Annotated in this window: 14 protein-coding genes; 3 read left to right on the top strand and 11 right to left on the bottom strand. The window is 51.8% G+C overall.

Annotation, left to right across the window (positions count from 1 at the left end; translation table 11 throughout):
• The first annotated feature begins 186 nt into the window (after positions 1 to 186).
• Positions 187 to 315, top strand: a complete 129-nt coding sequence (locus C9I98_RS27070) for a hypothetical protein (RefSeq protein ID WP_276203177.1) — start codon at positions 187 to 189, stop codon at positions 313 to 315.
• A 106-nt stretch (positions 316 to 421) separates the two neighbouring features.
• Here the strand turns inward: C9I98_RS27070 and hemN are convergent, their stop codons facing one another.
• The 5 genes from hemN to C9I98_RS22665 form a co-directional block, all read right to left on the bottom strand.
• Positions 422 to 1795 carry an oxygen-independent coproporphyrinogen III oxidase gene (gene hemN, locus C9I98_RS22685; RefSeq protein ID WP_036820807.1) on the bottom strand — a complete coding sequence of 458 codons (1374 nt, stop codon included), beginning with the start codon at positions 1793 to 1795 and terminating at the stop codon, positions 422 to 424.
• A gap of 157 nt (positions 1796 to 1952) precedes the next feature.
• Positions 1953 to 2444 (bottom strand): DUF2489 domain-containing protein, encoded by a 492-nt coding sequence (locus tag C9I98_RS22680; protein ID WP_036820810.1) that lies wholly within the window; start codon positions 2442 to 2444, stop codon positions 1953 to 1955.
• A 3-nt stretch (positions 2445 to 2447) separates the two neighbouring features.
• Entirely contained in the window at positions 2448 to 2984 is a 537-nt protein-coding gene (yihI, locus tag C9I98_RS22675) for a Der GTPase-activating protein YihI (RefSeq protein WP_036820813.1), read from the bottom strand.
• Positions 2984 to 3625: a class I SAM-dependent methyltransferase gene (locus C9I98_RS22670; protein ID WP_036820817.1), complete on the bottom strand. Its 642-nt coding sequence runs from the start codon at positions 3623 to 3625 to the stop codon at positions 2984 to 2986. The genes yihI and C9I98_RS22670 overlap by 1 nt, the downstream gene beginning before the upstream one ends.
• A gap of 889 nt (positions 3626 to 4514) precedes the next feature.
• The gene (locus C9I98_RS22665; RefSeq protein ID WP_036820819.1) at positions 4515 to 5132 is read right to left on the bottom strand and encodes a c-type cytochrome; all 618 of its coding nucleotides are present in this window, start codon (positions 5130 to 5132) and stop codon (positions 4515 to 4517) included.
• 157 nt (positions 5133 to 5289) lie between these two features.
• Between C9I98_RS22665 and yihA the strand changes: the two genes are divergently transcribed.
• Positions 5290 to 5946, top strand: coding sequence for a ribosome biogenesis GTP-binding protein YihA/YsxC (yihA, locus tag C9I98_RS22660; protein WP_036820821.1), 657 nt, complete (start codon positions 5290 to 5292; stop codon positions 5944 to 5946).
• A 732-nt stretch (positions 5947 to 6678) separates the two neighbouring features.
• On the opposite strand, the gene spfP is transcribed toward yihA, so the two are convergent.
• Both spfP and polA read right to left on the bottom strand, forming a co-directional pair.
• The gene (gene spfP, locus C9I98_RS27180; protein ID WP_438616993.1) at positions 6679 to 6726 is read right to left on the bottom strand and encodes a small protein SpfP; all 48 of its coding nucleotides are present in this window, start codon (positions 6724 to 6726) and stop codon (positions 6679 to 6681) included.
• 177 nt (positions 6727 to 6903) lie between these two features.
• Positions 6904 to 9675 carry a DNA polymerase I gene (gene polA / locus C9I98_RS22655; protein WP_036820823.1) on the bottom strand — a complete coding sequence of 924 codons (2772 nt, stop codon included), beginning with the start codon at positions 9673 to 9675 and terminating at the stop codon, positions 6904 to 6906.
• A 324-nt stretch (positions 9676 to 9999) separates the two neighbouring features.
• On the opposite strand from polA, the gene elbB reads away from it, so the two are divergent.
• Positions 10000 to 10650, top strand: a complete 651-nt coding sequence (elbB, locus tag C9I98_RS22650) for an isoprenoid biosynthesis glyoxalase ElbB (protein WP_036820826.1) — start codon at positions 10000 to 10002, stop codon at positions 10648 to 10650.
• A 265-nt stretch (positions 10651 to 10915) separates the two neighbouring features.
• Here elbB and C9I98_RS22645 read toward each other — a convergent pair whose 3' ends face one another.
• From C9I98_RS22645 to recQ, 4 genes are all read right to left on the bottom strand, one after another.
• Entirely contained in the window at positions 10916 to 11353 is a 438-nt protein-coding gene (locus C9I98_RS22645; protein ID WP_107272521.1) for a GNAT family N-acetyltransferase, read from the bottom strand.
• A 119-nt stretch (positions 11354 to 11472) separates the two neighbouring features.
• The gene (locus C9I98_RS22640) at positions 11473 to 12168 is read right to left on the bottom strand and encodes a 7-cyano-7-deazaguanine/7-aminomethyl-7-deazaguanine transporter (RefSeq protein ID WP_036830820.1); all 696 of its coding nucleotides are present in this window, start codon (positions 12166 to 12168) and stop codon (positions 11473 to 11475) included.
• Between the two features lie 103 nt (positions 12169 to 12271).
• The gene (locus C9I98_RS22635) at positions 12272 to 12592 is read right to left on the bottom strand and encodes a DUF3630 family protein (RefSeq protein WP_081879125.1); all 321 of its coding nucleotides are present in this window, start codon (positions 12590 to 12592) and stop codon (positions 12272 to 12274) included.
• Between the two features lie 305 nt (positions 12593 to 12897).
• Complete coding sequence (recQ, locus tag C9I98_RS22630) at positions 12898 to 14742, bottom strand: ATP-dependent DNA helicase RecQ (RefSeq protein WP_036830822.1); 1845 nt, start codon at positions 14740 to 14742, stop codon at positions 12898 to 12900.
• Positions 14743 to 14855 lie beyond the last annotated feature (113 nt).

Genomic DNA, 14855 nt, shown 5'->3' with positions numbered 1-14855 from the left:
ATCAACAACTTAGTTAATAAATCGGGCCGAGTGGACATTTTTTGCTCTTAATCCATTCCATTTCGGCCTTTTTTGCGTAAAATACCCCCAACTTTAGCTCAGGCCAAAGCAGTTCTCGGCTTTTACATTGCCGCAGCAACGAATTCCGCACCGTAAAAACACCAAAAACACAGTGGGAACCCCACCATGCTGGAAAGTTTATTTTCATTCAGCGTGGCAATGCCTGCCGTCAGTGAACTTGCAGCCAATGGCCCCGGCCATTTTGCTGCTGGCATCCTGGCGCTGATTGCCGCGGTGAACATGTTCAATGGCTAATGCCGTATGAATAAAAAAAGCCTCGCAACCTCACGGTCGCGGGGCTTTTTCATCCCTGTTCGGCTGTCTACCAACCTACATAACCACTTGCTCAGGTTGGTATGACTTAAATCACACGCGAGAACTGCTGCTGGCGGGCGCGATCACGCAAGTACTTATCAAAGCACATGCAGATATTGCGGATCAGCAATCGGCCCTTAAGCTCAACATGGATACGCTTCGCATCCACCGTCACCAAGCCATCGTCGATGAAAGTCTGGAGCAATTCGATATCTTCGGTAAAGTAGCGGTCAAAATCGATTCCGAAACGCTGCTCTATCTCTGCCTTATCAAGCTGGAAGTTACAAATCAGCGCCTTGATCACTTCACGTCGCAGTAAGTCATCACTATCAAGGGATACCCCTTTCCACAGAGCCTCACGCTTTTCACCCACGTTGGCATAGTAATGCTTCAGCTCTTTCTGGTTCTGGGCATAGCAATCGCCAATCATCGAGATAGCCGATACCCCCAGCCCCAGCAAATCACAATCGCCTTGGGTGGTATAACCCTGGAAGTTGCGATGCAAAATCCCCTCGCGCTGCGCAACCGCAAGCTCATCATCGGGCAGGGCAAAGTGATCCATACCGATGAACTGGTAACCGGCGCCGGTTAGCGTGGCAATGGTATCTTGCAAGATCGCCAGCTTTTCTTTGGCCTGCGGCAAATCGGCTTCATTGATTTTACGCTGCGCGGCAAACAGCTTAGGCATATGGGCGTAGTTGAAAATCGACAAACGCCCCGGACGCATCGTCAGTACCTGGTCAAGTGTTTCGGCAAACAGTGACTGGGTTTGCTTGGGCAAGCCATAGATCAAATCAAGGTTGGTCGAACGGAAGCCCAACTCGCGTGCTCGCTCCACCATGGCAAAAATGAATGCCTCATCCTGCTCACGGTTAACCAGCTTCTGCACTTCCTTGTTGAAGTCCTGCACCCCGATACTCAAACGGTTGAAACCTTCCGCACGCAAGTGATCCAGCATATCCAGCTCGATTTCACGCGGGTCGACCTCGATGCTGATTTCAGCATCGCCGGCAAAGTTGAACTGTTCGCGCAGCAGCGCCATCAGGCGGCTAACTTGGGCCTTGGTCAAAAACGTTGGTGTTCCCCCACCCCAGTGCAACTGGCTGACTTCACGCTCGCCCAGCAGGCTAGCGCGCTGGCGAATTTCCTGCTCAAGCGCATCCAGGTACTGATCAGCCTTGTGCTGATGGCGGGTAATAATTTTATTACAACCACAGTAGTAGCAAAGCTTATGGCAGAACGGGATATGGACATATAGCGAGAGTTTGCGATCCGGATATTGGGCGCAAGCCATATCGAACTCAGCCGGGGTAAAGGCTTCATGGAACTCCAGGGCGGTCGGGTATGACGTATAACGCGGGCCAGAGTAATTATATTTTTCGATTAAGGCCTGATCCCAAATAATCTGCTCATGTGACATGACTTACTTCCACTTATCATAGGGGGAATTGCGAACCAACGAGTGTGCCATAATTCGCTAAAGATGTAGATAGTTTACTTATTAGGTATAGCTGAAGTGCTAACCCGATCAGAAATCCCCTTGGCTACTTCATTATAGCCAAGGGAAAAAGTGCCGATTAAGATGCAACCGCACGGTTTTGTTCAAGGAGAAGTTCAAGCTCGGCCTTAATTGCATCCTGCAGGCGCGCTTCGGCCTTCATGCGGATCAAATCAAGCTTCATGCGCTCTTTCTTGGCCAATGTCTTGCGTTCTTCACCGCGCGGCATGTCTTTCACCACCTGGTACAGCTCGTTCATCGCGGGGTACTGGTTGGCGAAGTCGACTTGCTTCTCGCCCTGCAGCACTTCCATCAGCTTGTACAAGCGGATCGATAACTCTGACACATCGCACTGATCTTGCTTGCCGGCCTCGGCAATGATCATCACGCTTTCCATTATGTTGGCATTTCGCTGCTTGATACCTTCAGCCTGCTGCTTTTCGGCCCGAGCCAAAAACGCCTTGTGGCGCTGGTTTTGTCGGTACAGCTTAAACAGCAGGTAGCCTGCATAGGTCGCCAATACAGCAATAATACTGCCGGCCAGTCCTAGCCAAAGTGTCAAATTCTGCAAGGGTTACTCCTTGTCGAAATCGTCAAAGCCCATGTTTTCAAACTTATCCAGCAGATCATCATCCGACGCCGGCTTGGTGTATGCCTCTGCGTCCATCTCTGGCTCGTCTTCTTCCAACAGACCCAGTTGGTCCATTAGCTGCTCAATACGGTCAAGCTTCTCGTCCACTTGCTTTTGCAAGCCAGCGCCAAGTTTCTCGCCCGCTTCGATACGGTCAAGCAGGATCATCAGCTGGGCATCGTTTTCCAGCATCGCCAGTTCTTGCTCCGCCGTGAGGCGACGCTCTTGTTTGGTCATCGGCTTCTTCGGCTCGATGATCAACGGCACGGGCTTCTTGCTACCGTGGCGAGGGTCCTTGCGCTTGGCGGCGGCGCGGGCATCTTCGACCTTAACAGAAGAGTGGCGGCTACCTGATTTCAGGCCCTTGCGCTTTTTGTCTTTCTTACGTTGCAGACCCTCAAGGTCGTGCTGGGTGCGTGTCTTAATGGTTACTAACTGCTCGTTAGAACCAGAGCTACGGCTTCTTTTCTTACGGCTCATTACTGGGTTTTCCTCAGCAAAATTACATCATTCCCAACGAATTCGACGTCCAGGCCATCTCTGTCGGCCAGGTATTGGAACGTCTCGCGGCTAAAAAAGCTCACATGCGTTGGATCGCTCTTATAATGCCATTGCGCAAAGGCATCTGCATCTCGTGCCAGCTTGGTCATCAGGCCCAGCCATCCGCCAGGTTTCAACATCCCAAGTAGCAGCCCCCATTCCTTCGCAGGCGTATAAAAGTGTTCAATGGCCTCGGTACAGGTCACGAAGTCATATTGCTGCTCTAGCACTTCAGGCTGGTCAGCAAAATACGGATCATATACCGCCATGTTATGGCCAGCTTCTTCCAGCATCACCGACAAGGTTGGTCCCGGGCCGCAGCCAAAGTCCAAGCCTTGCAATGGCTCATCACCGATGCGCGCCATCAAAGGCGCGGCAAGGCGGTTCAGGAAACGGCGATACCCTTCATCAGCAGGGTTGTTCTCATGCTGATCATAGACAGCTTTTTCGTCGCTTGGCGCCAATAGCGCCTCAGGATCGGCGAAAATCAATGCACACTCCGGACAGCGGAAATACTCCCTGCGCTTATCACGATGAAAGATTTCGGCCACTTCGCTATGGCATAGCGGGCAATTGTGCATGGTGTTACGACTCCTGAATCAAGCCAATCATTGTCTCGGCCATAATGAAGCCGGGTATCATAGCAGATTTGCTGGCGAAGTGCGCATTTTCGCAGCAGTCGAATAGAAAGAGGGGGTAGCGCCCTACTCCGAAGGCAAATAAGAAAAAAGCGACAGGCAAGCCTGTCGCTTTATGGGGTTGCCATTGCTGGCATAAACCTGTCTAGTCTGTCCGTAACCAGTCTGTAAACATCCCGGTCTGACAATGTCCTTTTGTTATTGTTGCTTTCCGTGCCAACTTGTTGTTTTTCACCAGCCGTGGTGAATTTTTTCCTTCCGTGAACCAGTCCTTGTTAACGCAGCTTTCCGTTGCTGGCTATCCATTAGCATGTTGCCTTCAGGCAACGAGTTCACCATCCATGTGGGCACACTGTCCTTAGTACACCGCTTCCATCTATTCCTTCAGGGTCATCCAGACTTTCCTGACGCATCTTGCAAACATTCTGGCTTCCGAGCCAGACATCCTATGAATCCTTTAAGCTTCCTGCTTATGCCGTCTCTGGCGCTTTCCTCATCCTGGCCGCTTTCCCTGTCGACAACGCATACTTTACGCCGATATCAGCTTGGTTCAATTACCGTTCAGGTAATAAAAAAGCTGAAATAATTTTTCAATACAGCTAACCCTTTGTAATCTATGGCTACGAGCACAATATCCCCTCCACCTTGCCATTATCATCGGCCAACAACTATGGCAGATCTCGCACAAGCCAGTCAGCAATCCGCTTATAGGGTACTAAGGACTGTAATTTAATTGCAGGAAGGGGGGCGTGCCTCTATATATAGAGGCAATAAAAAAGGTAGCCGAAGCTACCTTTTCATTCACCAATCACTGGAAGCCAGGCTGTAAAGATTAGTGCAGGCCGCCTACGTATTGAGACAGTGCAGCAATTTCGTCGTCAGACAGTTTGGCAGCGACCGCACGCATCATGGCGTTCATGTCGTTGGTACGCTGGCCATCGCGGAACTTCTCAAGCTGAAGCTGCACGTATTCGGCGTTCTGACCCGAGATTTTCGGGAAGCCCGACAGGCTCGTACCGTTACCACGCGGGCCATGACATGCCGTACATGCCGTAACCCCACGCTCGGCATCACCATAGCGGTATAGCGTTTGCCCTATCTCGATAGATGATTCAGGCGTGGTGTTGTCAGAGATAGGTAGCGAGGCATAGTACGCCGCCAAGTCTGCCATATCCTGCTCGGTCAATGGCATCGCCATTCCGCCCATCACAGGATCATTACGACCTTGCGCACCACCCGTTGACATGGCGAGCTTAAAATCTTTGAGCTGCTTTTCAAGGTAACCCGCATGCTGACCTGCAATTTTCGGGTATTGCGCCATTATCCCATTACCATCTGCACCATGGCAGGCGGCACACGTTGCGGCTTTCGCCTTTCCGGCTTCAGCATCTCCCTGGGCCCAGGCTGAGCAACTGGCCAGAAGAGTCAATATCAGTGCTAATTTCTTCATGACATTCCGTTTATAATTATAGAGCTTCCAGTACCACAAGTAATGCTCAGTGACATGGTATACAATGCGACCATTAACTAAGCATGTTTTCGTACATTTTACACAATTTCACATAAAAGTAATCAGTCGACTACATCAAGACTTGACGGAGTTAACAGTGAATCAACCTCTCAACTATAGAAACACAGGATTTATCACAAGTGCACCCGATATCCGACACTTGCCAAACGACACCGGCGTTGAGATCGCATTTGCTGGCCGCTCCAACGCGGGCAAATCCAGTGCACTGAATCGCATTACCGATCAGAAAAGCCTGGCCCGTACTTCGAAGACCCCGGGGCGTACCCAGTTGATCAACATGTTCCAGGTTGTACCTGGCTGCAACTTGATTGACCTACCGGGCTATGGCTACGCGCAAGTACCGCTAGAAATGAAAATTAAGTGGCAAAAGTCACTGGGTGAATACCTGCAAAAGCGTGAATGCTTGCAGGGCTTGGTGGTACTGATGGATATCCGCCACCCGATGAAGGATCTCGACCAGCAGATGATCAGCTGGGCCGTTGAGAGCCGCCTGCCAGTATTGGTTCTGCTCACCAAGGCCGACAAGCTGAAAAGCGGCGCCCGCAAGCAGCAGCTCATGAAGATCCGCGATATGGCGAATGGGTTCGGCGGTGATGTCCAAGTCGAAGCGTTCTCATCGCTCAAAGGGATTGGCGTCGATCAGGTTCGCCGCAAGCTGGACACCTGGTTCGCCCCAGAGTTAGAACGCCAGCTGGCACTGCTAGAACAAGACGAAGCCGACGAAGAAGAATAGTCGCGCCCTCGCACCACATCGTTAAGGCTCCGCTCAGGGGCCTTTTTTGTATCCCGAAACATTGGAAGCCGGCAGAAGGGAAAAATTCCCCACCATCCAGGTGGGGCAATGGGAGAGAAATAGGAGGTTTTTATTTTTGTCCGGAAAGCATCAATGATTTCTATGGCCAACGCAAGTTTTTTATCCCAAAACTGCTTACTTTTGCAGCAACACAATCCCCATTAAGTGCCGCCTCGGCATAATAAAACATCTCATTTTGCCCCCTTGCCCTCGTTTTTCTCGCCAGTTGTTTTTAAAAACAAATTAAGCCGAGCTATGCCAATTCGGCAGATAAGTAAAGTGGAATAAAATTACAGTTTTATGAATGGAGAGGCGAAAAAAAAGCCACCCCAAACTGAGGGTGGCTATTTCATGATGTGTTGGCTAGCCGGTGCAATACCCACTACCAAAAACAAATATGAACAAGAAGCGGTGACTATTATAACGCCGGAAAAAACAAAATTAAAGTAATTACTCTAATTTTAATGTAAACCACTTTTACCGCAAGTCGTGCGACTTATAACCATGCCAAATAGAAATATTCTCAATCGGAGAAGGAATAGTATAAATACCAAGCGAATATGGGGAGTTTCTGTGACAGAGGCACGGGAAAAGCAGAGTGGCGGCAGGAAGGGAAACAATTTTGTTTGCCGCAATAAAAAACGCCCCGGCCAAATGGCCGGGGCGGCTGAATCAGCCAAATCCAATAACGTGAAACAAAAGGTCTGAAAGATAGAACATCTTACCTCTGTACCCTACGCAGATAACTGTATATCAATTGCGCAGATTTGAAAAGCATTTTTGTAGTTTTTTTTCACCCTCACGTAAGTAATTTCTATTAACTGTAAGTCAGCGCTAGTTTAATTTTCATAAAAAAATAGCCAGCAACCGCTGGCTATCTTCTACCCAAACGGGCAATTAGTGAGCTTCATCCCAGTTATCGCCCATTCCGGCATCAGCAATAAGAGGTACGTCAAGTTCTGCCGCCGACTCCATCAGTCTACGCACTTCGCCTGAAACGGCTTCCACTTCCGACTCCTGTACTTCAAATACAAGTTCGTCATGTACTTGCATCAATAGGCGTACACGGCCTGCCGGCTGCTGCTCTACCCATTCGTCAACCAATACCATCGCACGCTTGATAATATCGGCGGCCGTGCCCTGCATCGGGGCATTGATAGCGGCACGCTCAGCGGCCTTGCGGCGCATCCCGTTACGCGACTTGATATCAGGCAAGTGCAAGCGGCGGCCAAACAAGGTTTCAACATAGCCTTGCTCACTCGCCTGGCTGCGGGTGCTTTCCATGTACTCAAGCACACCCGGGTAGCGCTCGAAGTACACGTTCATGTAATCCTGAGCCTCATTGCGGCCCATATCCAACTGCTTGGCCAGGCCAAATGCGCTCATGCCGTAAATCAAGCCAAAGTTAATGGCCTTGGCACGGCGGCGCTGCTCGCTCGATACCGACTCCAGCGGAATACCCAGGATCTCGGCCGCGGTGGCGGCATGAATATCCTTGCCGTGGCGGAAGGCATCCAACAGCGCCTTGTCTCCTGACAGGTGCGCCATAATGCGCAGCTCGATCTGGGAGTAATCGACAGCCAGCACCTTGCAGCCCGTCGGGGCAATGAATGCTTGGCGGATACGGCGGCCTTCCTCGTTACGCACAGGAATATTCTGCAAGTTAGGATCGCTCGATGACAAGCGCCCAGTCGCGGTCACGGCCTGATGGTAGGAAGTATGGACGCGGCCAGTGGCCGGGTTAACCATTTTCGGTAGCTTATCGGTGTAAGTGGATTTCAGCTTGGCCAAGCTACGGTATTCAAGGATCAGCTTAGGCAGCGGATAATCCAGTGCCAGCTCCTGCAATACCTCCTCATTGGTTGAAGCGGCACCCGACGGGGTTTTCTTCAATACCGGTAGGCCCATTTTCTCGAACAACACAGCCTGCAGCTGCTTAGGGGAGCTCAGGTTGAATTCCTCGCCGGCGATGTCATAGGCTTCGCGCTCCAGCTCATCCAAGCGTACGGCAATTTCTGCCGACTGGGCGCCCAGCTTCATGCTATCAATCAATACCCCGGTACGCTCCATACGCGAAAGCACAGGCACCAACGGCATTTCAATATCCTCAAATACCGATTTCAGCTTGCCATCGGCATTGACCTTCTCCACTAGCAGGTTATGCAGGCGCAAGGTAATGTCAGCATCTTCGGCGGCATACGGGCCAGCTTGTTCGAGATCGATTTGGTTGAAGGTGAGCTGCTTCTTGCCTTTACCGGCGATTTCCTCAAAGCTGATTGTCTTGTGCTCAAGGTAGCGCAGCGACAGGCTGTCCATATCATGGCGGCCCACCACGCTATTGAACACATACGACTCCAACATGGTGTCGTAGCGGATCCCCTGCATATGAATATCGTAACGCGCCAAGATGCTGGCATCGAACTTAAGGTTCTGGCCCACCTTGTCTTTGCTCGGGTCTTCCAGCAGAGGCTTCAACTTGGCCAGTACCCAGTCGCGATCCAGCTGGGCTGGTGCATCCAGGTAGTCGTGGGCAACAGGCACATAGGCAGCTTTGCCTTCTTCTGCCGCGAACGACACGCCGACCAGGTTAGCCGTCATGTAGTCCAAGCCATCGGTTTCAGTATCGAATGCCACCACCCCAGCGGTATTCAGCGTCTCTAGCCATGCTTCGAACGCCGCTTCGGTCAAAATGGTTTCATAGCCGCTGCGGTCGATCACCGGGGCAACCACCTTCGCTTCCTTGGCAGGCGCAGCCGCTTTTTCATCCGCCACAATTTTACCGTCGCTGCCATCGAGCATCTCAGCCAACCAGCGGCGGAACTGAAGCTTGCCAAACAGTTTGGTTAGCTCATCGGTATCCGGCTCCTGCTTAACAAGTTGATCGGGAGCCATCTCCAATTCAACATCCAGCTTAATGGTCGCCAGTTCATAAGACAGGTAAGCCGCTTCTTTATGCTCTTCAAGCTTCTTCGGCATGGTTTTAGAACCACGGAAGCCCAGCGCCGGAATGTCTTCTAGGTTGGCATACAGTGCATCCAGGCCACCAATACCGGTTAATAGCGCCTTGGCCGTTTTCTCCCCGACACCCGGCACGCCAGGAATGTTATCGACCTTATCCCCCATCAAGGCAAGGTAGTCGATGATCAACTCCGGGCCGATCCCAAACTTATCCACAACACCGGCCGGATCCATCACCACATCGGTCATGGTGTTGATCAAGGTGACATTGCCATCCACCAACTGGGCCATATCTTTATCGCCGGTACTGATCAGCACAGGCATATTGGCCTTGGAAGCTTGGGTCGCCAGCGTACCAATCACGTCATCCGCTTCCACGCCAGGGATCGAGATCAAAGGAAGCCCCATCGCCTTGATCACGGCATGCAGCGGCTCGATTTGGCTGCGGAGATCATCATGCATTGGTGGACGATTCGCTTTATATTCCGGATACATATCATCACGGAATGTTTTGCCCTTGGCATCGAAGATCACCGCCACATGCTCGGTCGAGAACTGGCGCAACATACTGCGAAGCATATTCACTACACCGTACACGGCGCCGGTCGGCTCACCGTCGGAATTAGTGAAGTTAGGCGCAGCATGGTAGGCACGATAAAGATAAGATGAACCATCAATCAGGATGAGTGGATTTTCTGGGATAGTTGCCATAAAGATATTCTTATATCCGGGGGATGAAAGAGTTAGCTCACTAGAATGCCACGACTGTTATCAACTGTTAACCGCTGTTTTGCTTTTGATAACCAAGACCTGTGGATAAGTTTGTTAGTACTTAATTTGTAAGCTTTGATCAAAAAATAACAAACCAAAGCAGAATAAAATTAAATTCATATTTAACAACAACTTACCAAAAAAGATCAACCAAGTACGGCGATCCTGCGATGATCGTTAATTGTGGAAAAAGTTAACAGACCGATCTGAAATAAGAGTAACTGAGAGTAAAAATAGACAAATCTGACGATAAAGGGAGCCATTATGAAGAAAATAGCGGTTATTTTGAGCGGGTCTGGGGTATTTGACGGCTCAGAGATCCACGAAGCCGTCCTTGCCCTGCACGCTATCGAGCAAGAAGGTGCAAGTTGGCACTGTTTTGCGCCCAACATTGATCAACACCATGTGATCAACCACCTAACCGGCGAGCCGATGGACGAGAGCCGTAATGTGCTGATCGAAGCAGCCCGTATCGCCCGTGGCAATATCGACGATGTTGAAAACTTGGTGTCGGCCGACTACGACGCCCTGCTGCTGCCCGGCGGGTTCGGGGCTGCCAAGAACTTATCCGACTTTGCTTTCGCCGGCAGCCAGTGCACCGTCCACCCAGCAGTTAAGCGCGTGTGTCAAAAGTTCGCCGACGAAGAAAAGCCGGCAGGTTACCTGTGTATCGCCCCTGCCATGATCCCGTTGATCTATGGTGCCGGCGCCAAGGGGACGATTGGCAATGATCCCGGCACCGCCAAGGCCTTTAACGACATGGGCGGCGAGCATATCGAGTGCCCGGTTGGCGATTTCGTGCTGGATCAAAAACGCCGCCTGCTTACTACCCCGGCCTATATGCTGGCAGGCAGTATTTCCGAGGCAGCCTGCGGCATCAATAAGCTGGTGAAAGAACTGGTGAAGTTGGCCTAGGCTGGTGACGATAGAATTATCAAACGCCAGATAAAGAAAAAGCGGCGCTACGTTCCTAAATCGAGGTAGGAGGTAGCTGCCGCTCAGCAGAAGAGGTTACGGTTTCAGCCCTACACTGAAAATGCAACCCTAGCTGAAGTACACTGGAAGCAATGTGAGCAATGTCGTGCCTTCAAACGGGAAAGTCTTTGGCGTCTTTCTCGTTGAGTGCAAGTTAATAATAACCATTCTCATTTAAGATGCAACCCATTATTGAGAATTGTTTTCATTTAGCTATTAATTGCTTCACAAAATGCAATCTGTAGTCATTTATCCCGTCTTTCTTCTCCATATGCTCGATCTGGTAGCCGTTTCGCAGCAGCAGCCTTAGCATTGCCGGGAAACGGTTACGGGATTTAACCCTGAGCTCCTGGTAGCCCTGCGCGATAACCCAACTTTCTTGCGCTTCAAGCAGGGCTTGGGCCACCCCACCCCGCCGACCAGCTGGCGCCACCCCGCCCAGCCAGCTATAGAAACAGGACTCGGACAGCTGATAGCCAATTTTCACCCCAACCAACTCGCCTTGGATTTCCGCCACCAAGATGCTGGTTGCTTTTCCGTTTAGGCGGCGCTTGATATCATCATAGCCGGCAGGCTTGGCAAACTCACTGATCTTGGCCAACACCTCAGCCGCCTCTTCTATCGACGCGTCACGCACTTTCATCGTCATACCTGCACCCAACCACATTTGTTCATTATCGACCGACACAAAAAAGCCGACTTTCGCCGGCTCTTTGTTACTTACGCTATGATATCAGAGCCAACGCAAAGCTCACATCTTGACTAGATTCTAGCACTACCTGTTGATGCTTTGCCTGCCTGCTCGCTCGACGCTTGTACCGTGGTCAGGCGCTGAATGAGGTAATTAAGCAGCACGCCATACATTGGTACAAAAAGCCCCAAGCTGATCAATAACTTAAACCCGTAATCAACCAAGGCGATTTCCACCCAGTTTTCTGCCATGAAGGGATCCGGGCTGTTGTAAAAGGCAATCGCGAAGAAGGCCAGGGTATCAAGCGCATTGCCGAACACCGTCGAGCAACTCGGTGCCACCCACCATTGCTTAGACTGGCGCAGGCGGTTGAACACCGATACATCCATGATCTGGCCAAGTAGGTAAGCCATAAAGCTTGCTATCGCAATACGGGCGACAAACAAGTTGAACTCGCCTAGGTGGGCTACCCCCTGGTATTCGCCTTGATAGAAAAGCACCGATAGCACATAGGAAATGGCCAGAGACGGTATCATTACCCGCAGGATAATTTTCCGCGCCATGCTCGCACCGAAAATACGCACCGTTAGGTCAGTCGCCAAGAAGATAAACGGGAAGGTAAACGCTCCCCAGGTGGTATGGAAACCAAAAATGGTAAACGGCAACTGGACCAAGTAGTTACTTGAAGCGATGATCAATAGGTGGAACAACACCAAGAAAGAAAGGGCTTTGCGCTGCTGCGCCAGAGTAAATTGAGAAGTCGTCATTAGTCAGACCTTTTTGTCATTGGGGGAGAGGGAACCCAAAACACTGCCACCAATTCTCACACCGGCAGCAGCAACCGAAGGCGGGGATTATACAGAAACTTACTTATTTTCCCAGCGCATTATCGCTCCCTAGCAATTGGGCCAAATACACCAAGGTGTCATCCGACTCGCCATCCAATCCCTCCAGCCACATTTGCCCCGAGTAATGCTCTCCCTTAAGCATAAGACGGCATCCCTCGAAATCCACCAGCCAGACATGCAAATCGGCATTGAGCTCCTTCTCACGCACCGTCATATCAAGCTGGGCGAGTAATCGTCCGGCGACATCAGCAAAGCTATCGAAGTCAAAATCCGGCCCGCTGACTTCCAATAGTCGATGCTCAAGATCCAAGCGGCGGCAAGTGAACATTAGTGGTGCTGACATGGTGGCAAATTCCTTATTCAAATAAGCAGGTTAGCTGCTTTCCTGTAACCAAGTGTTTCTATGCGTATCAAGCAATAAAGGGCCTATAGCCAAGCTATCGGGTTCGTGGTTTTATGGGGGTGTTGTCGGTCAGGGAGTCGCCTATTGCGAACTATTTTTTCTGATCGGCAATCGGTGAATTTAACATTCTCACCAAATACGCAAGCTGTTTTGTAGCGAAAAGAACATACCTGTATGTTTCTAAAACGCATTTTCATACCGGACTCGGATAGTCCGGTATTTTTTTATCTGGCAGGGCAGCGAGATCAGTAAAGCAGCTCTTCCCCGGCGGTAAGGTGATCCTTAATCACCTCCATGAACACATTGCCATATTTCTCAAGCTTGCGGTGGCCCACCCCGTTGACAGCCAACATCTCGCTCGCCGAGGTTGGCAGGCTCTCCGCCATTTCCATCAAGCTGGCATCGTTGAATACCACGTAGGGCGGCAAGTCTTCCTCGTCGGCAATCGCCTTGCGCAACTTGCGCAGCTTGGCGAACAGCTTCTTGTCGTATTGGCGATTGGCCAGCTTGTCGCTCTTGGCATTACGCGCCGTGGTATCCAGCCTCGGTACCGCCAACTCCAGCGATAGCTCCCCGCGCAAAATACCCCGCGCTTTCTCGGTCAGCTGCAGGGTCGAGCTGCGGACGATGCTTTGGGTCAGGAACCCACGGTGCACCAGCTGGCGCAAGATGCTGACCCAAAACTCGTGGCTGTGCTCGCGGCCGATGCCGTAGGTGGTCAACTTGTCGTGACCATGCTCGCGCACCCGCTGGTTTTGCATACCGCGCAACACCTCCACCACGTGGTTCACCCCAAAGCTCTGGTTCACGCGGTACACGCACGACAGCGCCTTCTGCGCCACTTCCAGCGCCTCGAAACGCTTGGGAGGATCAAGGCAAATATCACAGTTGCCGCACGGCTCGTCACGGTGCTCGCCGAAGTAGTTGAGCAATACCTGGCGGCGGCAGGTTTGGGCCTCGGCAAACGCCCCCATCGCATTGAGCTTGTGGCCCTCGACCTGTTTTTGTGCACCCTCTTCCTTCTCGTCGAGGCAACGCCTCAGCCAGGCCAAATCCGACGGGTCGTAGAACATCACCGCCTCGGCAGGCAAGCCATCGCGCCCCGCGCGGCCTGTCTCCTGGTAGTAGGATTCAATATTGCGCGGGATATCGTAGTGCACCACGAAACGGACATTGGGCTTGTTGATCCCCATTCCGAAAGCCACGGTTGCCACCACGATATGGATATCGTCGCGCTGGAACCCTTCCTGCACCGCCGCCCGCTCATCATGTTCAAGCCCAGCATGATAGGCCGCGGCGCGGATCCCGCCCTTGCACAGGCTTTCGGTGATCTGCTCGACCCGCTTGCGGCTATTACAATACACAATACCGCACTGGCCATGCATCGCCGACAAGTAGCGGTTCAACTGAGCCATCGGCTTATACTTCTCCTGCAGGGTGTAGCGAATGTTTGGCCGGTCGAAGCTACCCAAATGCTCATGGTGATCCGTCAAGGCCAGGCGGCTAATAATATCCTGGCGGGTGGTTTCATCCGCCGTAGCGGTAAGCGCCATCACCGGCAAGTCAGCAAAGTGCTGCTTTAGCACCCCCAACGCGGCATATTCCGGCCTGAAGTCGTGGCCCCACTGCGATATACAGTGCGCCTCATCGACAGCCAGCAGGCTCAACGGCACCGCTGCCAGGCGGTCGATAAAATCTCGGCTCATCACCCGCTCGGGCGAAACATAAACCAGCTTTAGCTCCCCTTGCTCCATCGCCTGGAAAGTGGCCAGCATTTCGTCGCGCGACATGGTCGAATTGATGCAGGCAGCCGCCACCCCGTTGGCCAATAACTGGTCCACCTGATCTTTCATCAGGGAGATCAGCGGCGATACGACCAGCGTCAGCCCGTCCCGCACCAGCGCCGGGATCTGGTAACACAACGACTTGCCTCCCCCCGTCGGCATGATCACCAAGCAATCCTTACCATCGGAGGCAGCCTCAATCACCGCTTGCTGGCCGAGCCGGAAAGTCTGGTAGCCGAACACATCTTGCAAGATCTGCTCGCTAACGGCTGGGCTTTCTAACTGGCATGCTTGGCTGGTTGGCATAATTCGACTCTTTGGCTATGGGCACCCCATAGCATTCGGGGGGAATACAAGGGAATAGATAAGGCTGGCTATTCTAAACAATCGGGGATGGGTTGGGAACGCCTGCCCGAAAC

This window comes from Photobacterium sanctipauli, assembly GCF_003026495.1.
Classification (GTDB): Bacteria; Pseudomonadota; Gammaproteobacteria; order Enterobacterales; family Vibrionaceae; genus Photobacterium; species Photobacterium sanctipauli.
This window is presented reverse-complemented; position numbering and strand designations above follow the sequence as displayed.